A 21,177-nucleotide genomic window follows, 5' to 3' on the forward strand; every position below is an offset into this window, starting at 1 on the left:
CTCCTCTTAATTTTGCGTAGCAAGCCAAGCTGCTAGCGCTTTTGTTTCATCGGTTGGTAGTTTAATCGGTGGGATATAACTACGAACTCCAGCTGCTACAACATCCGTCAATATGGTCTCAATCGTAGCAGCATCCATTTGTGGGAATCTATCGGGTAATGGTCTAAACTTAGCCCCTTTTTCCAAAGAATGGCAGTTTGAACAGGCAATCTTAGCGATGAGCTTTCCTGCTTCAAGTTGATTTTCAGGCGTGATGGTTCTAAGATGATCGGGAACGAATGGGTCTAGTTTTAATAAACCTTTTTCTGCCACAAGTGCCATTTCAGATTTAACATGTTTGCCTGGGACATCACGGGCAATGAGCTGATTACTATAGATGTAACGACCTGCAACATAAGGTTTGCGCATACTTTCACGCATTTTTTCACCAGGCCAAACACCAATCACGCCAATCACAAGCATCATTACAACGGCTAAAACGGTATTGATGGAGCGAGGAAGTGCAAAGGCTAAAATTAAATAAAGTGCAATAATGCTGACCACAATAATACGCGTCATGCCATCACGTGCCCATAAAACATCGTGGAAAAGATCCCATGCACTTTGAGGCAATGTTTGGATATACCATAAGAAAGACATCATCACCGTAAATCCACCAATCATACCAATAACAGCCAGCTTACGTGTTAGTTCAATTCTGAGTTCTTTTTCTTTGAGATTGCTGCTAATGATGAAGCCAATGATGGCGGACATTACAATCATAAAGCCGATACGTAAGAACATATGTGGGAAGGTATTGATACCAAAGAATGCATCACTGGCTGATCCTGTTTGATACCAGGCTTCTGTTCCTGGCCACATCATGAAGCTGATGATACCGATAATAAGGAAAAGCGTTGAAACGGAAGCCAGCGCAAACATATAGGTCAGTTTAAGATGTGTCTTGCGATCAATTTTCCCAATGGTGTAAATCAGTGTAAAGACGCCAATGACTTCCACAATAAAGAAAACCCATTCGGTTGCCCATACCCACACAAAGTTATGAATCAGTGCACTAATACCTCTTGGGCTTGCTGCTGTGGCAGTGTACCAAATACCAGGTCCCGTAATAGAACCAATCACATAAGAGAAAATAACCAAGAACATACCATACTTTTTCATATAGTCATAAAGCTCTGGTCTATCTTCCTTATACGCCTTGTGTGCTAAAAAAGCAAACAATAAAGCGGCACCCACAGACGTATGTGACGCCATAATGTGAATACTGCCCGTAATCCCCATCAGCCAAGCTGAACCAATTTGCGGAAAATAGAATAGAGGATATAATCCAATGTATTCCACCTAACACCTCCTTAAGATTTTAAAAATGGTTTGCAAAAGCAGAGCCTCTTCATACGTATTATTTTGTGACATAACGTTGCACCAAGAGGGGAGGTATCTCTGCCTTTGCAAACCATTTTTATTATTACATGTAAGAATGTGCTTGTGGTTAACGCAGAAAAAGCTTAGGATTTAAGCCTTGTTTGAGTAGAATTTTCTTGCGTTGCAACAAGCACGTTGTGTTTATCCGATGTAGGTTTGGCGATCAACTCGGGTAAACAGCACTTCAAAACTAAAAGTTTCCTTGCATAAAACAATGACATATCAGTGTTAATTTAATGTTAAATTTAGAGATAGTAAAAAAATGGAAAAACGAAGAAGCTTATAATAGATTTTAGGATAGATTTTGGGCTTGAAATATAGCAGTATCAATAGAGGAGAGAAAATCTCTCCTCTACTAATTATTTGATTGAAGAGATATAGGTAGCGAGTGCTTTTACATCATCCGCACTAAGGTTTTTGACTTGAGCCGTCATTGTACCTTTTAGTACACCACCGTATGTACCTGCTTTGTAACCGTCAAGTGCTGCTGTAATTTTAGCCGCATCCCAACCCGCAATAATTTGAGATTTATTGAGTGCTGATTTTTCAGCTTTTGACCCGTGGCAAGTTGCACAGGTTTTAAAAAGGGTTTCCCCATCAGCTGCAAAAATAGAAGTAGCACATACAAGACCTGCTAAAAACAATATCTTTTTCATCGTAACTCCTTATGTAAATAATAGGATAATTATATAGATTAAAAGTGAATTTATTGTGAAATAAAAAAGTAGTTATTTTAATTTATCAAAAATTTTGTATTGATTCCAATAGGTATCAAGAGCCTCTTGGAGTTGCTCATCACTTAAGGTTGTTTTTTTCTTCACACCAAAGCGGTTAATTAGCCCATCAACTAAAATAGAATTTTCTGCTTTTGGATTTTTAAGATACTTACTCATAGCATGTTTCACTTCCATTTCACTACTGTATTTGAGGAGATAGCGGTAGAAAAATTTATCAATTTTGATTGCCATATCTTCATGACAAGGAATGCAATTTTTCTCATAGACTCCTGTTTTCGCCCAGATAAAAGAGGCTATGATCATTAAAATAACTATTTTTTTTACCATGCAATCCTCACTGCCGTTCCCTCGTGTAGTTTAGAGTCAATGCTTACATGTAAAGTATACTCTTTGGCGATGGCTGCTACGATACTGAGTCCTATACCAAACCCTCCGACCGTATGATCAAACCTCACGTAGCGTTCAAAGGCTTGATTGATTTTTTTGGTTTCGATGCCTCTTCCACTATCGCTGATTTCAATCTGTTTTGGTGTTAAAAGTACATGAATCGTTCCTCCAATTTTATTGTACTTGATAGCATTAGAGAGAATATTATCAATTAGTTTGGCAATTTTCTTACGATCTATCATCAAAAAAATATTTTCTTCAAGCGTAGACGTTAAAGTAAGTTTTTTTGATTCAATGAGAAGTGAAAAATACTCCAATCGCTCTTCAATGATAACTTTAAGATCGACCTCTTCATCATGAGAAATGATGTGATGTGAAAGCACTAAATAGGTAAGATCATCGTAAAGATTTGAGATGGTTTTAGATGCGATCGTAATGCGCTTTATCTTTTTTGCCAAACTTTCATCTAATGCCGTAAGCTCAATCATCTCAATATTAGAGAGAATTGTATTGACAGGCGTGTTCAGTTCATGGGTTGTATCTTTAATGAAGCGATCTAAGAGCGTAATGGTATCTCTCATTGGACGGAGAAGAAGAGCCAGTAAAAAATAACCAATAACAATCAAAATACCAAAAATAATGGCACCATACGTCAAAAGCTTACGGAAAACTTTTTTCTCCCATGAAAGTGGTGCATCAATTTCAATCACAATATACCGAGCACCCAAATAATAAGATTCTAGCTCTTTAACAAAGTAGATATGATTTTTTTTAAGGTAAATATCTTCGTAAAGATTGACTTTATTGGTACTCAATGTTGAAAAAATTTGTTTAAGACTACTGTCGTAAATAGCAGAATTAAATCGTTCATCTCTTGGATACGTTTGCTCTTTTCCAAGGTTTACATGTAAAGATTTGAGACGTGCAATGTGTTCATTTGTAAGATTAGAGAGAGCTTCTCTTTGATTCTGAAGCATTAAATCACGCTCTAAACCATAGTATAAAAAAGCTACAAATCCTAAAATAAGGAGTGCTAAAAAAGCATAGAGAAATAGAAACGATCGAAGCGTTTTTTTCTCACGCGAGCGTAAATTTATATCCCAGTTTTTTAATGCTAACAATACGATCCTTCCCCATAATTTTACGAAGATTTTTGATGTAAGTACGCAGTGTATCGTCACTACCTTGTTCGTCGTATTCCCACAAATGTGCCATAATCATCTCATGGCTGATGATTTCATTTTTCTTTTGTAAAAAGAGTTTGAGTAATTTTGCTTCTTTGTTTTGGAGTTGTACTACTTTGTGATTGACTAACAGTTGGTTATTAAGTGGGTCATACTCAATACCTTCATCAATGCAAATTTTAGGACTTTGAGTATGAAAGAACTCACGTTTTAAAATAGTTTCGATACGAAAGAGAAGCTCTTTAAGCACAAAGGGTTTGCGCAAGTAATCATCGCAACCACTTTCATAACCATGTTCTAAGTCTTCAATAGCATTTAGGGATGTCAAAAAAATGGCAGGGGTTGTATTGTTTTCACGGCGTACGCGTTTAAGGAGTTGAAATCCATTTAAAGAGGGAACATTGACATCCAGTAAAAAGAGGTCATACTGATGTTCATATATCAGTTCTTCTGCGGCTTCACCATCGTAGACAGGCGTAACATGATAGCCTTTAGACTCCAAAAACTCACAGACTGTTTCGCTAAGATTGGTATCGTCTTCCAAAAGAAGAAGTCTAGTTTTGGGCATTGTCTCTTCTCTTTTTATCTTCATCATAGAGCGCTTTTTCTTCTTCACTCATGGTTGTTACACGTTTGTCAAGTTCTTGGTAAAAATGCTCTTCTGCCTTTTGGTCGACATAACCAATAAGCGCTATCAGCTCTTCTGTACTCATTTCACTAAAATCGGTCTTGGCAAATAAGAAACTCATAAGAATTAAACAGCCAAAGAGCACTTTTTTCATTGTTTATTTCCGAAGTTCATTGATCCAGATCGAGAGGCTTTTAATCACATCTTCAGTTGCTGTGTTAAATGCTTCTACGGCACCTTCTGCACCATGGGTATTGGTGACATCTCTTTTAGAAGAAAGTTTAGTACTCCCTAGCACTTCACCTGTTTTGATTTCAACAAGACGAAAACGTATGCTTACATGCACATAAGATGTGCCATCTTCACGAAAAACTTCTTCAAAATTTTGAATAACGGGCTCTAAGACCAGGTTATTCGATGCCATAGAGGTTCCTGAAATAACAGATCCAAAATGATGTTGGTCTTGCAATGCCTCCGTGATGAGGTATTGAAGTTTTAAAGGAGGCGTTTCGCTCCATACACCGTATTTATAAGGCAACATTGCACCCTCTTTTTTATACACAATGGCTCTTGAATTAAGACCACTGGGTGCATCAATATAGGCAACTTTGAGCACGTCCTGATTGGCAACGCTAAATCGCTCTAATTTCATCATAGGCTCTAGAGAATAGTTGTAGGGTCTTTGCGACGTTTCTTTGATGCTACAACCGCTAAGAAGCACAAGTGTGGTAAGCGTTAGAAGTACGTTTTTCATCTTATTTCCTTTATCGTTCATTAGGTGCTGGCTGGATGGTCTCTTCTTTAAAGAGAATATCACTTGGACTGTCTTTGAGATTACTGACAAGATCTTTCGTTTCATTAACCAACACTTGTAAATCTTGAAGTGTTTTTTGAAGTGGCATTAAATTCTCTTTGAGCAAAATATCAACATCAAAGGAGCCTTTTTCTACTTTTTGGTTTAAACCGCCCATGACGACTTTAACGCTTTGTGCAGCATCTCGTACATTATTCATCATATCAATTCCTGTGTTATCAACCGCAGAAGTGAGGGAGTATGACATATTTTTAATGCCCGTAGCAGCATTTGTCGCTTCTTTGAGTAACAGATTGATCTCTTTATTTTGGGCTTCAATATTTGCCATAGTCTTACTGGTTGACTCAGCTATTTTGGCACTATTGGCAATAATGATTTCAAGATTTTTGACGTTTTTTTCACTCATAATACTCTCAGCTCGCTCAAAAATCATTTCCGCTTTTGTACTGAGTGAGGTAATCGTTTTATCAAGTCGTGAAAAAGTAGATGGGCGTGAATAGATGATGCCGTATTCTTCATCTTTATTACTTGTTTTGAGGCTTTTTGCATCATTGGTTCCCCCTTGCAACTGGATATAACTAAGTCCAGTAATTCCTTGTGCCTCAATAACAGCATAGGTGTCTTCTTTGATAGGAGCATTATCTTGAACACGAACCGTCACTAAAACTTCTTCAGCATTATACGGGTTGATGGTAATGCCTCGTACTTCACCAATCTGTACACCTTGAAGTTTGACAGGCGCTTTTTCATTTAAGCCAGAAACAGACTCTTTGGTGGCTATTTTGTAAAATTTGAAATTTCCTTTATCGGAGTAATTGCCCAGCCAAAGAATGGAAAAAACACCTCCAATAAGTAATACAAAGATAAATGCGCCTACTAAAATATAACTTAACTTATTTTCCATTTCAGCCTCAACTTAAAAATTTTTTCAACTCTTCATCGGTCGTTTGCTTTAAAAGCTCCATAGTGCCTTCAAATTGTACTTTTTTATTGCCTAAAATAATAAAACGATCCAGTACATTTGCCATCGTATCTTTATCATGGGTAACCATCACAACGGTAACGCCAAGGGTATCGCGTAAGGTAACAATGAGTTCATCAAAGGCTCTTGCACTTTGAGGATCAAGTCCCGACGTTGGTTCATCTAAAAAAAGTAGTTTAGGGTCAAGCGCGAGGGAACGTGCTAGTCCCGCTCGTTTTTTCATACCGCCACTGAGCTCGGAAGGATACATGTTTGCAACTTTGGGAGGAAGCCCTACGACTGAGAGCTTCATCAATGAAGCTTCTTCAATGAGCCAATCAGGAACCTGCGTATATTCTTTCATGGCAATAGCAACATTTTCTAAAATCGTAAGAGAGGTAAAAAGAGCGCCAAATTGAAAAAGAACACCCCATCGTTGCCTCAATTTTTGAGCTGTTTTTTGAGAAGCAGTTAGAACATTCGTTCCTAGGACAATCATCTCTCCGGAATGTGCTTTTTGGAGCATAATCATCTCTCGAAGGAGCGTTGTTTTACCACTACCACTACCCCCCAAAAGTCCAAAAATCTCTCCTTTTTGGATTTTAAAATTAACACCATCATGAATAACATTGTCTCCAAAAGAGGTGACGATCTCTTTGGCTTCGATGATCACAGGAGTTTTCATAACCCAAGCTCCGTCAATAAGACTGAAATAATCGCATCCATCGCAATAACCCAAAAGATAGCATTGACAACGCTAATGGTGGTGTATTTACCCACGCTCTCGGTACTACTATCAATCTGAAAGCCACGGAAACAGCCAATTGTTGCAATGATACATCCAAAAATAGGTGCTTTAATAAGTCCAATGATCAGATGTTTTAGCGCAACCGTTGCTTTGATACGGTCAATAAATTCGACAAAACTGACATCCAGCTTTGTGGTTGCAATCACCATACCGCCAAAAACAGAGACAATATCTGCAAAGAAGACTAAAAGAGGTAAGGAGATAATCAGGGCAAAAAGACGAGGTAAAACTAAAAAATTCCACGGTGAAAATCCCATAGAGCTCATAGCATCCACTTCATCGGTGATTTTCATAACACCAATTTGTGCAGCATAAGCAGAGGCACTTCGCCCCGCTATGACAATGGCCGTTAAAAGGGGTGCAAGCTCACGTACGGCTGAAATAGTCACCATCTCGACAATAAAAATATTTGCACCAAATTTTTCCAGTTGCGTTGCCCCTTGATAAGCAATAACAATACCGATTAAAAAAGAGGTCAGTAAAATAATGGGGAGAGCCCCAGCGCCACTTTGTTCGACATGATAAAGCATTGCTTTAAGGCGAATTGTCTGTGGCTTAAGAAATGCCGCGAGTACAAAATGCGCAAGTTCACCTGTAAAAGAGAAGAAGGTAGCGAGGGTTTTATAACCTTCAAAGGCAAGTCTTCCAACATTCTCAAGGTAAGAGAGTATAAAAATTTCTTTCGGTTCTTGAATTTTTTCTTTGGGATAGTGCATCTCACAGACGCTTAAAAGCTTTTCCAAAGAGGTGCTTGCTCCAATTTTTTCGACGGTACAGTCCTGTGCTTCAAGTTGTTTTACATGATGCAAAATCAGCATAATTCCATACGTATCAAAATCTTTAATCCCTGCGAGATCAAAGGTATAAGTTGCTTTTGGTTTACATGTAAGCGTGTTTAATGCAAGTTCCAGCTTTTGAATCGATTCTTTGACCCAAACACCCTGCAATGCAACACTAAAATGATCATCATTTTGTGTTATTTGCAGTGAGGGTTCTCTTTTCATTACACCACCCTATTTTTTTGTTCCATTATAACATAATTATATTACTCGAAATGGCATAGAAAGGTTTTAGATCAGGATGTTATAATCATTGAAAAAAGGAGACTCAACATGAAAAAAGCATTTTTTTTAAGTATGGCTCTTTTAATAGTTAATACGCATTTTTTCGCAAAGGAGAATTTGATGAAAACTGAAGTTGCAACACTTGGTGGTGGATGTTTTTGGTGCTTAGAGGCTGTTTTTGAAGAAACACGAGGTGTTGTGGATGTGGTGAATGGTTATGCAGGGGGAGATGTTAAAGCCCCAAGTTATGAGCAAGTCAGTCGTGGTACAACAGGACATGCAGAAGTGGTCCAAATCACGTTTGACCCAGCTATTATTTCCTATGAAGCATTACTCAAAATATTTTGGCTTATTCACGATCCAACTTCTCTTAATCGCCAAGGCAATGATGCAGGAACACAGTATCGCTCAGTTATCTTTTATCACGATGTAAATCAAAAAGAGAAAGCAGAGGCTTCAATCAAAGAATTTTCGAGTAAATTTACCAAACCCATTGTGACTGAAATAAAACCTTTAGAAACGTTTTACAAAGCGGAAGCCTATCATCAAGACTATTTCAAGAATAACCCAAATCAAGGGTACTGTATGTTTGTTGTCTCGCCTAAAGTAGCACATTTTAAGCATGAATATCAAGATTTGGTAAAGTAGCCAAATCCTTTACATGTAAAGATTTTTATCTCAAAATTTTTTCACAAAATGCTACAATTTTTTTATATTACATGTAAAGGTTTTCAATGCAAGCATTACAACAATTTTTTGAAGCAAACGATCGATTTGCAAAGCTTTTAGGTTTTCAAATTGAAGAATTTAATGTTGGTGTGGCAAAAGTCAGTGCTATCATCAAAGCGGAGCATCTTAATGCGGCTAATGTCGTGCATGGAGGATTCTTGTTTTCGCTCGCTGATTATGCGTTTGCACTAGCATCCAATTCTCATAATAAACTCTCTTTAGCCATCAGTGCTAACATTATGTTTCAACACGCAAAGCCAAATGGGAAGCTCTACGCGTATGCTAAAGAGCTTAGTATTGGAAATAAAGTCGCTACGTATGAAGTGCGAATAAGCGATGAAAACGATAGTGTGATTGCAACGTACACGGGGACTGTTTACCGAAAAGATAGCAATGTTATCTAGCTTTTACATGTAAAGCTAAAAGGTATGAATAAGCCCTCGTATACCGTCGATAAACATCTGTACGGACATCATTAAAAGGAGCATTCCCATCAAACGCTCTAAGGCCGAAAGTCCTTTTTCCCGAAGCAGTTTATACAATAGTGGCGAGAGGTACATAATCAGCGCAGAGACCAACCACGCAAGTAAAAGTGCACCAAACAGTTTTCCCGTAGCATCTGCATGAGATTTCCCCAGCACTAAAAGTGTCGCCAGTGTTGAAGGTCCTGCAATGAGAGGCATGGCGATGGGCACCATAAAAGGTTCTTTGGATGAGCCATAAAGTCCACTACTTCCTTCCTCTCCAGGAAAGATCATCTTAATACCAATCACAAAAAAGATCACTGCTCCTGCGATACGTACTGATTCTGTTTCCAGATGAAAGATGTTTAAAAAGAGCTCACCTCCAAAGAGAAAAAGCGTTAAGATAGCGAGCCCAAAGATCATTTCACGGATAATGATCCTTCTTCTTCGTTTGATATCAACATCTTTCAAAATCGAAAGAATAATAGGGACTGCGCCAAAAGGGTCGATCACAAACATTAACAGTATAGCTGTTGAGACAATTGAAAATTCTGCGTTCATTTATTTCATCCAATCATGTTCTAAATTCAGAGAGTTTGAGGTTTAAGGTTTCCGTCATGCGGCTTAAGTGTTCTGCTGCACTAGCGATTTCTTCGACACTTCTAGCATTTTGAGAAGAGATGTCGTTAATTTGAGAAACATTATTAATCATCGACTCAATGTCCGAGCCTGTTTTGAGATAGTTTTCAGCCGTTTTGTCTGAAACTTTTGTTGCATTACCCATGACATGGAACATATTGTTTATTTTTGTTTCAACCTCGCTAGCCGTGGTTGCAAGTGATTCTACTTTTTTAGAATTCGATGTCATTTGATCACTGCTATCTGCAATAGCTTGAACGATCACATTAATCGTTGCATTGATTTCTTGGAGACTCTTTTGGGTGCGTTCCGCAAGTTTTCGTACCTCATCGGCAACAACGGCAAAGCCACGTCCCTGTTCACCTGCACGTGCAGCCTCAATAGCCGCATTCAGTGCAAGTAAATTGGTTTGGTCGGCAATATCCCCAATGACCACTAATATCTCTTTCACTTGGCTTGCATCTGAGCTGAGTTGTTGGACGCGGTGTGCTAGTTCAATTTCGATAGTGGCACTCGTTTGAATATCTTTGGTCAGTTCCAGTATCGCTCTGTTGGCTTCCGTAAGATAGCTATTGGCTTTAAGCAGTTCTTCTTTCCCCGCCTTGGCTTCGCCCATGCCTATATGCATCTCATCTTTCAAGGTATTGGCTTTGGTCGTTGTATTTCCTACTATGTTCATTGAAGTCTCAACAGCTTTTCCTACTTCTAAAGACGTAGAGGAGAGTTCATGGGAAATAGAGGAATTTTCGTTAGAGAGGTTCTTTGCCTCACTGATTAAGAGGCGCACTTTTTCGATAAAACGGTTGATACTATGACTCGCTTGTGCGATTTCATCATTTCCCGTTATCTCAAGTTTTTGTGTTAAATCGCCATCACCACTGGAAAGGTTGTCAGCTTTACTAATCAGATCATTGAGTGGATTTGAAATAGTTTTTTTAATAATCATAGCAGTAGCCACAATGCTAAGAATCACCAGCACTAAAGAAATAAGTAGAAAAGAGCGAATTTGAGAGGCAACATTATCACCAATTTGTGTTTTAAGTTTTCCTACCTCTGCTTCTACATTGTCAACATAAATGCCAGTACCAATTGTCCATTTATAAGGTTCAAAAGGTACGGAATACGCGAACTTCGCAAGCGCTTTGCCATCTTTGACTTTTGGGAAAAAGTATTTAACGAGACCACCGCCTTTTTGCGCTGTTTCTATGAGTTCCTTAACAAAAAAGACCCCGTTGGGATCTTTAAGTGTGCTTAGGTTTTTACCTTGGAGTGATTTATTGGTTGGAAGCATAACATTGGTTCCGTCGGGCTCATAGATAAAAAGATAACCACTCTTGTCATCAAAAAAGCGTAGTCCATCAAGTTGTTCTACAATCGTTTCTTTAATTTTTTCATCGGATGTCCCTTGGGCTTTTTCTGCTTTATAGATTGCATTAGCACTCTGTTGCATCATTTCCAGAATGGTTTTGAGTTCATTTTCATAAAAAGAGTAGGCACTCTTTTCGTAATCGTTTATAAACATGCCAGCATTGTTTTTAGTATTGGTGTAAGAGATACCAATTAAACAGGCACCTAAAATGAGGAGAGAGAGGATAAGAGAGATTAAAATTCGTGTCGAAATTTTCATAATAGTGCCTCCTTGATTTATAAGTGTAACACTTTATTCTATCATAAACAAAGTTTAAATATATCAACGAAAAGCGCTACAATGGCGGCTAAAAGAGTTTAGGAGAAGATATGAACCATTATGGTGAGTTGTTACGTAACAATGCAACACTCCGAAGATTGAGTGTGATTCAGCTCATCTGTTACTTTGGCGCATGGTTTAGCCATATGGCCATTTATACATTACTGATAAGTCTTGACGCTCCTGTTTGGGCACTGAGTACCGCAGCAGCGTTTACATTTTTGCCATCAATGCTTTTAGCTCCTTTTAGCGGAGCGATTATTGATAAAGTCAATACCAAAAAATTTATGCTTTTTTTAACAGCCATTGAGATTTTTACCGTTTTTTGGCTAATGTTTATTCACTCCTTAGATGCATTATGGTTACTGTTAGTGCTAATCCTTATACGAATGGGAACAGGGAGTATCTATTTTCAAACTGAGATGTCATTATTACCAAAGTTACTGAGTGATGATGATTTGAAAACTGCCAACGAAATTCATTCTGTTATTTGGTCAACTTCTTATGCTTTAGGCATGGCCGTAGCAGGTTTTTATATTTACTATTTTGGAACAACCAGCGCTTTTATAGCTGATATGCTGTTGTATTGCATTGGTTTTTACATGCTTTTAGGACTTGATATCCCCTCTCTTGCAAGCAAACATGCTTTACATGTAAAGACAATGATTTGGAGTGGATTTACTTATTTACGGACACATCCCAAGATTATACATATTATTTTTTTACATGCGAGTATTGGCTTTAGTGCGTATGATGCACTCATTGCCCTCTTGGCAGATCATGCGTACAAACATATTTTATCCATTTCGCTAGTTATGGGAGCTATCAATGCGGCACGGGCGCTTTCTCAAATTTTAGGACAGTTAGCGCTCAGCCGTTACATTAATCCTCAAACTCTTTTTTATCTTTTTATAGCACAAGGTGTTAGCATTATAGTTTGGGGTATGTTGCAATATGATTTTTATCTCAGCTTTATAGGCATTTTCTTGTGTGGACTTTTTACAACGACTTTGTGGTCATACACCTACACACTTTTGCAATATGAAACCGATGAGGCATTTTATGGCAGAGTCATCGCGTACAATGATATGGTTTTTATGGGTGCTTGTACATTTGTTTCATTCTCTATCGGGGCACTGTTTGATTTTGGTATCTCTTTATGGCAGATTACCTGTGGGCTAGGAGCAGTTTTTTTCCTTTTTGGTTTTTACTGGAAATGGATACAAAAACTGTGATAAAATAAGCTTTTTGAGTGAAAGGGTTGCGTATGAATATTCGCACTAGGGTTAAAATTAGTTTTGTCCTGATCATAGTGATGCTCCTTTTTTTAGGAATGATTAGTGTTATTATTACGTATCAAATTAAGGAAAATAGTAATTTTAGAGAGAGTATCTCCTCTATTCTGTTGATGCAAGAGGGAATGAATGATATTATTCTTGAGAGTACAAAAACCACAGAAGTTCAAAAATTAGAACAATTGCATGCAGAATTTGCAACCTATGAAAAACGTTTTGAATACTTGCGTACGAAATTATCTCAACATACACATAATTATCTTTCTAATGCACTCCTTCCCAATATACAAAAAGATAAAACAATCAAACACTATCTCAACACTCTTTACACCAACGAGCATCGTCTTGAGCTAATGTATGATGACATTTTTAAACTTGAATGTGAAAAACTAGAATACGTTGCGATATTTAAAGCTCTTTATCCAGAAGAAAATAGTGCGCGTGTTGAAATTCAAGAACATATATTACAGAATAATCGTATAGAACAGATCAAAATACTTAGTGATCTTCGCTATTACAGCAAGGAAATGCTGTATCAGCATGGCAATAATGCCACAATGTTAAAGTGGCTCGCACCTATTGATAAACTGATTGATACAACGAAAAAAGGAACTGGAGATCTTCATGAAAATTTGATTCATTATAAAGAGATTGTACGTACTATTGCCGAAAAAACAATCAAAATTGAAGAAACAAAATTGATTGAACATACAACGATTGATCAGGCTTCCGAAGTTTTGGATGATAACAAAAAAGTCAGTATTTCTTTAGAAGAGATGATCTCAGAACTCTCCAGTCGTTTTCTTGATCAGATGCGTTTGATTCAGCTTCTAGTGGGGATAGTGACCATTCTTTTTATCATTTTGCTTGCTATTAAGGTTTCTCGCAATGTCTCTCTCACTATGGATGAGGTGGAAGCAAAAATAGAAGAGGGACTTGAAGAGGTTAATGCACTCAATCGTGAGATCGAAGATACACAAAAAGAGGTTCTTTTTACGATGGGTTCCATTGGTGAGACGAGGTCAAAAGAGACAGGAAATCATGTCAAACGTGTGGCTGAATATACCAAAATACTTGCCCTCTATTATGGGCTTGATGAAGAAGAGGCTGAAATGCTCAAACTCGCTTCCCCAATGCATGATATAGGTAAAATTGGTATTCCTGATAGTGTGTTAAATAAACCTGGAAGGTTTAATGAAGTAGAGCGGGAAATTATGAATACACATGCAATGCTCGGGTATGAAATGCTTAAACATTCACAAAGAGAACTACTTAAAATGGCAGCTATTGTGGCAAAAGAGCATCATGAGCGCTATGATGGTAAAGGCTATCCTGATCAAAAAAGTGGCGAAGATATTCATATTTATGGACGTATTACGGCGTTAGCAGATGTCTTTGATGCGCTTGGAAGTGCAAGAATTTATAAACCTGCATGGGAAGATGAAAAAATCTTTGCATTATTTAAAGAAGAGAGAGGAAAACAGTTCGATCCAAAGCTTGTTGATATTTTCTTTGAGCATTTAGATGTTTTTTTAGAAACTCGTGAAAATTTAAAAGATTAAATTCACAAATACTTCACGATTTTGTGTTAGGATTTCACTATATAAAGAAAAGGAGTCCCAGATGAAAATCTTAAATACACTATTAATCTCAGCTGTGTTAGTCCTCAGTGGCATCACAAGCGCTCAGGCAATGGGCGATCGAGAACAGGGTGCTCTGATTGGTGCAGGTGCAGTTGTATTACTAGGTAGTTTAATTAATGCATCACAACAACCAACACGTTATGTTGAAAGTCCTGTATATTATGAAACCAGACCAACGGTTGTGTACAGAGAACCTATTTATGTACCAGAGAGGGTTATTTATGTTGACCCACCACGCCATCATCACTATTATGAAGGCGGTTATTACCGTTCTTATAGATAAGCATTAAAAGTTCAAAGTAGAGGTAGCGACACTCATCGCTACCTTTTTTGCAATATCGCTATTCTCTTACCATCCGTTTTCACAACTTCTAACCCACACTGTCGTGCCAAAATTTCAAGTGTTTTTGGAGTATAGAATATAATATGTGTTGGATCTCTTCGATACCACCATGTTAAAAAATGAGCTTTATCATCACTGTGAAAAAGTGTCATTAGTGCAATCATGCCATCAGGTTTAAGATGTTGGGCTAAAAGTTTTAATATTTCATGGGGGTTAGCTAAGTGCTCAAAAACTTCCGTCGAGGTAATGAGATCATAGGTTTGATCTTCAAAGCATTTTATAGGCTGGTAAAACTTATCATAATAATCGACGTGAATACCTCTATTGGTCATAAGTTGGCTCAGGACGGGTGTTGGTCCAGAACCAAAATCAAGGGCTTTTTCTTTACATGTAAGATCATTCCAAAAGAAATCTAAAAAATCCTCGAACATCTTTACGTAACCTTCATTTTCTAACGAATTTCGATGATTGTTGTAGAGACTATGCTCTTTTTCCAGTGTAAGATAATAGGCTGAATCAAGGCAAATACCGTGACAGTTTGAACAGTAGAAATAACGCTTTTGAAGTTGGGTGTCCTCCCATAATTTTATAGGATAATTGCAAATTTTACATTTCATTTTTTAACTCTCTTTCCTATTTTTTCAAAAAAGCTATTTAAGTAAATAATTTTTTACTAATTAAGCATTATTATAAAGAATAGTTGATATTATATCTGCAAAATATTGTGAAAGCTAAAAACAAAGATGCGTAAACTCATCGGAATTCTTCTTTTTGTATCTCTTTTTATGTTGCCATACTTCTTTGCCAATACAAAATTTGAAGGCAATGTGATTCGTTTAGGGATGAGTGGACCTTTTAGTGGTGGGCTTACAAGCGTTGGCAATCAATTTTTACTAGGTGCGGAAATCTATCTTCAAAATTTAAATGATCACGGTGGTGTTTATGGAAGAAAGATAGAAATTATCGCTAAAGATGATCGTTATGAACCAAAAATTGCCATTGAAAATGTTGATGAGCTGATTAAAAAAGATAAAATTTTTGCTCTTTTTGGCATTATTGGCACACCCGTAGCTGAGGCTATTTTCCCCATTGCCATTGAAAAGCGGATACCTTTCGTAGGTGCGTATTCGGGAGCAGAATTTCTACGTAATCCTCCTAATCCCATTGTTCTGAATGCCAGAGCCAGCGATCTCGATGAAATTGAAAAGCTCGTACAATATTATGCGGATGATCTTAAATATAAACGTTTTGCACTCTTTTATCAAAATGATAGTTATGGAAGAACGGGTCTTAGTGGTGTCAAAAATGCTCTTGCAAAACGTAATCTTGTGCTTGTAGGAGAGGGAAGTTATAAACGTAATACACTCTCTGTTGGAAATGCTTTGTACGAAATAGAGCTATGCAATCCTGAAGTTATTTTGATGATAGGCTCTACGACACCAACAGCTGAGTTTATTAAGCGGGCGCGCAAAAGTCAAAAAATCCGTCAAAATATTCAATTTGGTCTCTTCTCATTTATTGAACCTAAACCGCTGATTGATTTTTTACATGGCAATGGTAAAGGGATCACTTTCGCACAAGTTGTACCTTCTCCGTGGACATCTGAAGTGGAAGAGGTAGAAAATTATCGTATGTTGATGCATAAATATTACCCTAAAGAAGAACTGGGGCATGTCTCATTGGAAGGATATTTTGCAGCGCGTATGATTGCTGAAGTTTTTAAAAGTTTAGGAAAAAAGTTTACAAAAGAAGAGTTTATTAAGGCGTTGGGAACATTTTCAAAAACATTAGACGAAACGGCCATTTCTAAAAATAGAGATGAGCGTTGTAAGTGTTTACATCGTGTCCATTTAAGTGAATATGTCGATGATGATTTTTACTCGGTAGGGCAAAACGATGAACACTAATCCTTTGAGTGATTTTATGGGTAGCATCGATGAGATGACGATTGCGAAAAAGACAACGCTTCTTTTTCTCATTATGGTTGTGGGTATGTTTTTTATTGGTAGTTTTGCGCATATGAGTATTAACCGCATTAAAAATAATTTCGATATTTTATACACGAAGCGAATGCTTCCAACCATTCGGCTTGAAAACCTCAAAGATATTTATACCGTTAATGTGTTAGATACGATTCGAGATATTGAAAAAGGCATGATTAGTGCTCAAGAAGGTAAAACAGTGATTGCCCTTGCACAAGAGCTCATTAAAATCGAACTTCAAGAGTATAAAAATAGTTTGAGTATTGACGAAAGTGACTGGCTTATCAAACTAGCGCGCTCATGGGGATTTATGGATGATCCTAGGCATAAACCATTTTTTAAAACTAAAGAGGATGATATTTTAATTTCAAAAATTGAACAAAAAATCCATACGATTGATGGAATTTTGCTCAAAATGTTTAATTATTTTGAAACAAAACAATCGCCAAAAGCAATTGACATATTACAAAATGAACTCTACCCCAGTGTCTATTCGATCAATATTGATCTGACAGGTTTGATCAATCTGAATTTAGACAGTGCGAAAGAGGGGTATGCGCGTACGGAAAAAGTTTATGATAATACATTTGAGTGGATTGTCGTAGCAACGATTGGTACGATTGCTTTTGCGGCACTTTTAGCCATTGTGTTGTTACAAAATATTCGTCTACTTCATGCAAGGCTTGCTAAGATGGTAGATGCTAAAACCTATGAGTTGCAACAGCTTAATCGCAACCTTGAGCTTAAAGTGCAGCATGAAGTGGATCAAAGTCGCCAAAAAGATCAGATCATGTTTCGTCAATCAAGGCTTGCTTCAATGGGTGAGATGATTGGCAATATTGCACATCAGTGGCGTCAACCGCTTAATGCAATTGTACTTATTATTCAAAGCTTTCAGATGAAACGTTTGGCTGGAATCGAATTAAGCGATGAATTTATCGATAGACAGGTCAAAGAAGGCATTGCATTAGCGTCATTGATGTCACATACCATTGATGATTTTCGTAATTTTTTTAAGCCAAATAAAAATGAAGAGCATTTTAGTGTTAAAGACACCGTGGAGTATAGCCTGAAGTTGGTAAAAGCATATTATGCAAAATCAGGTATTGATATTTTTTTAAATTGTACTCAAGATGTACAGATTAGTGGTTATCCCAATGAGTTTTCACAAGTGCTAATGAATCTTTTTTCTAATGCTAAAGATGTTTTAGAAGAGCGAAATATTGAAGAAAAATATATTGAAATCATCATTACAAAACAAGCAAATAACGCAGTAATTAGTGTAATAGATAATGGCGGTGGGATTAGTGAAGAGGTCCAAGATAGAATGTTCGAACCCTATTTTACGACCAAACATAAATCCTCAGGCACAGGTATAGGATTGTACATGTCAAAACAAATTATTGAAAAACAGATGAGAGGCAGTATTATCGGAACGAATATATCGTATGTTTTTAGTAATGGCAAGCGTTACGAAAAATGTGCGATTATAACCATTTTGGTACCACTTGATAAAAAGGAGGATAAATAATATGGATTTTAATGGATTAAAAGATTGTGTGGTGTTATATGTCGAAGATGAAAAATCAGTGCAAATACAAACGCAGATGATTTTAAAAGATTTTGTCAAAGAAGTATATATAGCATCCAATGGAGAAGAGGGGCTTAAAATTGCGCTTGAAAAAGATATTGATATTATTGTAACAGATATTTTAATGCCTGTGATGAATGGTATTGAGATGCTCAAAAAGCTTAAGAATGAGTACCATCGTGATATTCCAGCGATCATTACAACTGCGTTTACTGAAACAGAATATCTCATTGAGGCGATTACGCTTAAAGTTGATGGATTTATTATGAAACCGATTAATGTTAAAGATTTAATCAGTACTATTTATAGTGCGATGCTCCCTAAATTGCATAGTAAAGAGATTCAAGGGTGTTCTTTTATTATTGAAGGACTTGCCGCTCTTATAGGGGGTAAAAAAATTGAGATTTTAAAATATATCATCAGTCATTTGGATGATGATAAAATCTTTAATGGCTCATACCAAGATATTATTGATAATATTGGCGTGAGTAAGCCTACGGTTGTACATATGTTTCAGCAACTTATCAAAGTGGGTATTTTGGAAAAAGTTAAAAATAAGATGTATCGTTTTAGAAACACCAAGCTTGTTGGAGATCAATAGATGAGGAAAATAGTTTTAGTTTTATTGTTAGGGATATGGAGTGCTCTTATGGCAAGTGAGGTTGTTTTTGAAACAACCCAAGGAACGATTGTGTTTGCATTGAAGCCTGAGGTAGCACCGAAAGCATGTGAAAATTTTGAAGGTTTGGTGAAAAAAGGATACTACAATGGCATTACTTTTCATCGCATTATTAAAGGCTTCATGATTCAAGGTGGTGACCCTACGGGAACAGGACGTGGTGGTGAATCCATTTATGGGAAACCATTTGAAGACGAATTTAAACCCAATATTGTATTTAACAAACCGGGAATTTTAGCTATGGCGAATGCTGGTCGCAATACGAATGGAAGTCAATTTTTTATCACAACTGTTCCAACACCGCACCTCAACGGTAGGCACACTATTTTTGGAGAAGTGGTTGAAGGTATGGATGTTGTTCGTAAGCTTGAAAATATTACAACTGATGGTAGAGACATGCCGATGCAACCACAAAAAATTCTCAAAGCGTATTTAAAATAATTTAAGGTAAAATAGTCTCAATTTTGAAACAATAGAGGAGATACCCTATGAAAAAGATCGAAGCAATTATAAAACCGTTTAAACTTGAAGAAGTTAAAGATGCGCTAGCAAGTATTGAAGTCACAGGTATGACTGTGAATGAAGTAAAAGGTTACGGAAGACAGCAAGGCCACTCTGAACTCTACCGTGGAGCAGAGTATGTTGTAGATTTTTTGCCAAAGATTAAACTAGATATTGTTGTTGCTGATGAAAATGTAGACAAAGTAATTTCAACGATTTTAGAAGCAGCAAAGACCGGTAAAATAGGCGATGGTAAGATTTTTGTGAGTGATATTCAAAGAATTATTCGCATTAGAACAGCTGAAGAAAACGAAGATGCTATCTAAACTTTAAGCTTTGTGATTAAATTTTAATCACAAAGCTTTTCCTCTTTCTTGTACAATTATCCGTTACATTTTATTTCACACAAAGGTTATGTGTAATGGATCAATCTCATATGCACTATATTATTGACACTTTCTTCTTACTTTTCTCTTCTGTTCTAATTATCTTTATGGTTCCGGGCTTTGCAATGCTTGAAGCGGGTCTTGTTCGTAGCAAAAATGTTTCGGCTGTACTTACAGGCAATGTCATGCTTTATGCCATCACTTCTTTTATTTTTTTACTCTGGGGTTACAATAACATGTTTGGCGGAAATGGCTTCTTCCTTGAAGGTGTGACTACAGATGGATATAGTCCTTATGCCTATTTTTTATTTCAAATGGCATTTGTGAGTAAAACGGTTTCCATTATGAGTGGAGGCGTTAGTGAGAGAATTCGTATTATTCCTTTTATGATTTTTGCAGTATTAATGAGTGGTTTTATCTATCCTATCGTTGGAAATGCTATTTGGGGTGGAGGATTTTTAAAAGAGGTCCATGATCTTGCAGGGTGTACTGTTATTCACTCCGTGGGAGGTTGGGCATTATTGGCGGGTATCTTGGTTTTAGGTGCTAGACGAGGTCGTTATAGCAAAGAAGGACAGATACGAGCAATTCCTGCTTCCAACATCCCACTGGTAACACTGGGAGGTATGCTTCTTTGGATTGGTTGGTTTGGTTTTAACGGAGGAAGCGCTTTTCATATCTCCAGTGTTGAACATGCTGACCTTGTGGGCTTAATTATCGTCAATACTAATACAGCAGGGCTCGCGGGTGCAATTATAGCTGCAATGATTGTGTATGTACAGTATCGAAAGCTTGATATTACGATGATCCTAAACGGTGCGTTGGGAGGACTTGTTGCCATTACTGCAAGCGCAGACGTAGTTGGCCTTTGGGAGCCAATTATCATTGGTGCTGTTGGCGGAACATTGGTCGTTTTTGCGATTCCTCTTTTTGATAAATTCAAAATCGATGATCCTGTGGGTGCACTTTCTGTTCATTTGGTCAATGGTATTTGGGGCACGATTGCCGTAGCGCTTTTTGCTGATTTTTCACTGGTTACGCAACTCAAGGGAATTGCTATAACAGGGCTTTTTACCTTTCCTGTCTCATACGTTGCCTTTGTAATTATCAAAAAAGTCATTGGGCTTAGAAGTGATGAAGAACATGAGTATGTAGGGCTTGATCTTGAAGAGTGTGGCTTGGAAGCGTATCCAGAATTTATTAAATCAAAAGTCTAAAACAGTGCTATATAGG

24 protein-coding genes are annotated in these 21,177 nt (G+C 37.2%); 11 read left to right on the forward strand and 13 right to left on the reverse strand.

Annotation, left to right across the window (positions count from 1 at the left end; all coding sequences use genetic code 11):
• Positions 1-6 precede the first annotated feature (6 nt).
• The 10 genes from SJPD1_RS00640 to SJPD1_RS00685 all read right to left on the reverse strand — a co-directional run bounded on the left by SJPD1_RS00640 (position 7) and on the right by SJPD1_RS00685 (position 7,945).
• Positions 7-1,341 carry a cytochrome C gene (locus tag SJPD1_RS00640; protein WP_096045509.1) on the reverse strand — a complete coding sequence of 445 codons (1,335 nt, stop codon included), beginning with the start codon at positions 1,339-1,341 and terminating at the stop codon, positions 7-9.
• 440 nt (positions 1,342-1,781) lie between these two features.
• Positions 1,782-2,078 carry a c-type cytochrome gene (locus tag SJPD1_RS00645; RefSeq protein ID WP_096045510.1) on the reverse strand — a complete coding sequence of 99 codons (297 nt, stop codon included), beginning with the start codon at positions 2,076-2,078 and terminating at the stop codon, positions 1,782-1,784.
• A 72-nt stretch (positions 2,079-2,150) separates the two neighbouring features.
• On the reverse strand, positions 2,151-2,486 hold the full coding sequence (locus SJPD1_RS00650) for a hypothetical protein (protein ID WP_096045511.1): 336 nt from the start codon (positions 2,484-2,486) through the stop codon (positions 2,151-2,153).
• Positions 2,480-3,667 (reverse strand): sensor histidine kinase, encoded by a 1,188-nt coding sequence (locus SJPD1_RS00655; RefSeq protein WP_096045512.1) that lies wholly within the window; start codon positions 3,665-3,667, stop codon positions 2,480-2,482. Before SJPD1_RS00655 ends, SJPD1_RS00650 begins: the two co-directional genes overlap by 7 nt.
• Positions 3,624-4,298: a response regulator transcription factor gene (locus tag SJPD1_RS00660; protein ID WP_096045513.1), complete on the reverse strand. Its 675-nt coding sequence runs from the start codon at positions 4,296-4,298 to the stop codon at positions 3,624-3,626. Before SJPD1_RS00660 ends, SJPD1_RS00655 begins: the two co-directional genes overlap by 44 nt.
• Positions 4,285-4,512: a DUF1104 domain-containing protein gene (locus SJPD1_RS00665; RefSeq protein ID WP_096045514.1), complete on the reverse strand. Its 228-nt coding sequence runs from the start codon at positions 4,510-4,512 to the stop codon at positions 4,285-4,287. Before SJPD1_RS00665 ends, SJPD1_RS00660 begins: the two co-directional genes overlap by 14 nt.
• 3 nt (positions 4,513-4,515) lie before the next feature.
• Positions 4,516-5,112 carry an ABC-type transport auxiliary lipoprotein family protein gene (locus tag SJPD1_RS00670; protein WP_096045515.1) on the reverse strand — a complete coding sequence of 199 codons (597 nt, stop codon included), beginning with the start codon at positions 5,110-5,112 and terminating at the stop codon, positions 4,516-4,518.
• Between the two features lie 10 nt (positions 5,113-5,122).
• The gene (locus SJPD1_RS00675) at positions 5,123-6,076 is read right to left on the reverse strand and encodes an MlaD family protein (protein ID WP_096045516.1); all 954 of its coding nucleotides are present in this window, start codon (positions 6,074-6,076) and stop codon (positions 5,123-5,125) included.
• A gap of 7 nt (positions 6,077-6,083) precedes the next feature.
• Positions 6,084-6,806 (reverse strand): ABC transporter ATP-binding protein, encoded by a 723-nt coding sequence (locus SJPD1_RS00680; RefSeq protein ID WP_226372273.1) that lies wholly within the window; start codon positions 6,804-6,806, stop codon positions 6,084-6,086.
• An 8-nt stretch (positions 6,807-6,814) separates the two neighbouring features.
• Positions 6,815-7,945 carry an ABC transporter permease gene (locus tag SJPD1_RS00685; protein ID WP_096045518.1) on the reverse strand — a complete coding sequence of 377 codons (1,131 nt, stop codon included), beginning with the start codon at positions 7,943-7,945 and terminating at the stop codon, positions 6,815-6,817.
• Between the two features lie 180 nt (positions 7,946-8,125).
• Between SJPD1_RS00685 and msrA the strand changes: the two genes are divergently transcribed.
• Positions 8,126-8,653 (forward strand): peptide-methionine (S)-S-oxide reductase MsrA, encoded by a 528-nt coding sequence (msrA, locus tag SJPD1_RS00690; protein WP_096047760.1) that lies wholly within the window; start codon positions 8,126-8,128, stop codon positions 8,651-8,653.
• Between the two features lie 86 nt (positions 8,654-8,739).
• Positions 8,740-9,138 carry a PaaI family thioesterase gene (locus SJPD1_RS00695; protein WP_096045519.1) on the forward strand — a complete coding sequence of 133 codons (399 nt, stop codon included), beginning with the start codon at positions 8,740-8,742 and terminating at the stop codon, positions 9,136-9,138.
• A 15-nt stretch (positions 9,139-9,153) separates the two neighbouring features.
• Here the strand turns inward: SJPD1_RS00695 and SJPD1_RS00700 are convergent, their stop codons facing one another.
• Both SJPD1_RS00700 and SJPD1_RS00705 read right to left on the reverse strand, forming a co-directional pair.
• Positions 9,154-9,759, reverse strand: coding sequence for a YhgN family NAAT transporter (locus SJPD1_RS00700; protein ID WP_096045520.1), 606 nt, complete (start codon positions 9,757-9,759; stop codon positions 9,154-9,156).
• 13 nt (positions 9,760-9,772) lie between these two features.
• Complete coding sequence (locus SJPD1_RS00705) at positions 9,773-11,464, reverse strand: methyl-accepting chemotaxis protein (protein ID WP_096045521.1); 1,692 nt, start codon at positions 11,462-11,464, stop codon at positions 9,773-9,775.
• A 110-nt stretch (positions 11,465-11,574) separates the two neighbouring features.
• On the opposite strand from SJPD1_RS00705, the gene SJPD1_RS00710 reads away from it, so the two are divergent.
• From SJPD1_RS00710 to SJPD1_RS00720, 3 genes are all read left to right on the forward strand, one after another.
• On the forward strand, positions 11,575-12,759 hold the full coding sequence (locus SJPD1_RS00710) for an MFS transporter (protein ID WP_096045522.1): 1,185 nt from the start codon (positions 11,575-11,577) through the stop codon (positions 12,757-12,759).
• Between the two features lie 32 nt (positions 12,760-12,791).
• The gene (locus tag SJPD1_RS00715) at positions 12,792-14,381 is read left to right on the forward strand and encodes an HD-GYP domain-containing protein (RefSeq protein WP_096045523.1); all 1,590 of its coding nucleotides are present in this window, start codon (positions 12,792-12,794) and stop codon (positions 14,379-14,381) included.
• A 61-nt stretch (positions 14,382-14,442) separates the two neighbouring features.
• Complete coding sequence (locus SJPD1_RS00720; RefSeq protein ID WP_096045524.1) at positions 14,443-14,745, forward strand: hypothetical protein; 303 nt, start codon at positions 14,443-14,445, stop codon at positions 14,743-14,745.
• 38 nt (positions 14,746-14,783) lie between these two features.
• Here the strand turns inward: SJPD1_RS00720 and SJPD1_RS00725 are convergent, their stop codons facing one another.
• A complete protein-coding gene (locus SJPD1_RS00725) occupies positions 14,784-15,422 on the reverse strand; it encodes a class I SAM-dependent methyltransferase (RefSeq protein WP_096045525.1) in 639 nt (212 codons plus the stop codon).
• Positions 15,423-15,548: 126 nt separating this feature from the next.
• On the opposite strand from SJPD1_RS00725, the gene SJPD1_RS00730 reads away from it, so the two are divergent.
• From SJPD1_RS00730 to SJPD1_RS00755, 6 genes are all read left to right on the forward strand, one after another.
• Positions 15,549-16,712, forward strand: coding sequence for an ABC transporter substrate-binding protein (locus tag SJPD1_RS00730; RefSeq protein ID WP_096045526.1), 1,164 nt, complete (start codon positions 15,549-15,551; stop codon positions 16,710-16,712).
• On the forward strand, positions 16,702-18,318 hold the full coding sequence (locus SJPD1_RS00735) for a sensor histidine kinase (protein ID WP_096045527.1): 1,617 nt from the start codon (positions 16,702-16,704) through the stop codon (positions 18,316-18,318). The genes SJPD1_RS00730 and SJPD1_RS00735 overlap by 11 nt, the downstream gene beginning before the upstream one ends.
• A 1-nt stretch (position 18,319) precedes the next feature.
• Complete coding sequence (locus tag SJPD1_RS00740; RefSeq protein WP_087437444.1) at positions 18,320-18,979, forward strand: response regulator; 660 nt, start codon at positions 18,320-18,322, stop codon at positions 18,977-18,979.
• Positions 18,980-19,498, forward strand: coding sequence for a peptidylprolyl isomerase (locus SJPD1_RS00745; protein WP_096045528.1), 519 nt, complete (start codon positions 18,980-18,982; stop codon positions 19,496-19,498). It abuts the gene before it with no gap.
• 47 nt (positions 19,499-19,545) lie between these two features.
• Complete coding sequence (locus tag SJPD1_RS00750) at positions 19,546-19,884, forward strand: P-II family nitrogen regulator (protein ID WP_087437446.1); 339 nt, start codon at positions 19,546-19,548, stop codon at positions 19,882-19,884.
• A gap of 95 nt (positions 19,885-19,979) precedes the next feature.
• Entirely contained in the window at positions 19,980-21,161 is a 1,182-nt protein-coding gene (locus SJPD1_RS00755) for an ammonium transporter family protein (protein ID WP_096045529.1), read from the forward strand.
• The last annotated feature ends 16 nt before the right edge of the window (positions 21,162-21,177 follow it).

The organism is Sulfurospirillum diekertiae, from assembly GCF_002309535.1.
GTDB classification, from domain to species: Bacteria; Campylobacterota; Campylobacteria; order Campylobacterales; family Sulfurospirillaceae; genus Sulfurospirillum; species Sulfurospirillum diekertiae.

Excerpts from the sequence above, each read along its gene's own strand:
- SJPD1_RS00645 (WP_096045510.1), bottom strand. The coding sequence starts at position 2,078 with ATGAAAAAGATATTGTTTTTAGCAGGTCTTGTATGTGCTACTTCTATT.
- SJPD1_RS00650 (WP_096045511.1), bottom strand. The coding sequence starts at position 2,486 with ATGGTAAAAAAAATAGTTATTTTAATGATCATAGCCTCTTTTATCTGG.
- SJPD1_RS00660 (WP_096045513.1), bottom strand. The coding sequence starts at position 4,298 with ATGCCCAAAACTAGACTTCTTCTTTTGGAAGACGATACCAATCTTAGC.
- SJPD1_RS00665 (WP_096045514.1), bottom strand. The coding sequence starts at position 4,512 with ATGAAAAAAGTGCTCTTTGGCTGTTTAATTCTTATGAGTTTCTTATTT.
- SJPD1_RS00670 (WP_096045515.1), bottom strand. The coding sequence starts at position 5,112 with ATGAAAAACGTACTTCTAACGCTTACCACACTTGTGCTTCTTAGCGGT.
- SJPD1_RS00675 (WP_096045516.1), bottom strand. The coding sequence starts at position 6,076 with ATGGAAAATAAGTTAAGTTATATTTTAGTAGGCGCATTTATCTTTGTA.
- SJPD1_RS00685 (WP_096045518.1), bottom strand. The coding sequence starts at position 7,945 with ATGAAAAGAGAACCCTCACTGCAAATAACACAAAATGATGATCATTTT.
- msrA (WP_096047760.1), top strand. The coding sequence starts at position 8,126 with ATGAAAACTGAAGTTGCAACACTTGGTGGTGGATGTTTTTGGTGCTTA.
- SJPD1_RS00695 (WP_096045519.1), top strand. The coding sequence starts at position 8,740 with ATGCAAGCATTACAACAATTTTTTGAAGCAAACGATCGATTTGCAAAG.
- SJPD1_RS00700 (WP_096045520.1), bottom strand. The coding sequence starts at position 9,759 with ATGAACGCAGAATTTTCAATTGTCTCAACAGCTATACTGTTAATGTTT.
- SJPD1_RS00705 (WP_096045521.1), bottom strand. The coding sequence starts at position 11,464 with ATGAAAATTTCGACACGAATTTTAATCTCTCTTATCCTCTCTCTCCTC.
- SJPD1_RS00710 (WP_096045522.1), top strand. The coding sequence starts at position 11,575 with ATGAACCATTATGGTGAGTTGTTACGTAACAATGCAACACTCCGAAGA.
- SJPD1_RS00715 (WP_096045523.1), top strand. The coding sequence starts at position 12,792 with ATGAATATTCGCACTAGGGTTAAAATTAGTTTTGTCCTGATCATAGTG.
- SJPD1_RS00720 (WP_096045524.1), top strand. The coding sequence starts at position 14,443 with ATGAAAATCTTAAATACACTATTAATCTCAGCTGTGTTAGTCCTCAGT.
- SJPD1_RS00725 (WP_096045525.1), bottom strand. The coding sequence starts at position 15,422 with ATGAAATGTAAAATTTGCAATTATCCTATAAAATTATGGGAGGACACC.
- SJPD1_RS00730 (WP_096045526.1), top strand. The coding sequence starts at position 15,549 with ATGCGTAAACTCATCGGAATTCTTCTTTTTGTATCTCTTTTTATGTTG.
- SJPD1_RS00735 (WP_096045527.1), top strand. The coding sequence starts at position 16,702 with ATGAACACTAATCCTTTGAGTGATTTTATGGGTAGCATCGATGAGATG.
- SJPD1_RS00740 (WP_087437444.1), top strand. The coding sequence starts at position 18,320 with ATGGATTTTAATGGATTAAAAGATTGTGTGGTGTTATATGTCGAAGAT.
- SJPD1_RS00745 (WP_096045528.1), top strand. The coding sequence starts at position 18,980 with ATGAGGAAAATAGTTTTAGTTTTATTGTTAGGGATATGGAGTGCTCTT.
- SJPD1_RS00750 (WP_087437446.1), top strand. The coding sequence starts at position 19,546 with ATGAAAAAGATCGAAGCAATTATAAAACCGTTTAAACTTGAAGAAGTT.
- SJPD1_RS00755 (WP_096045529.1), top strand. The coding sequence starts at position 19,980 with ATGGATCAATCTCATATGCACTATATTATTGACACTTTCTTCTTACTT.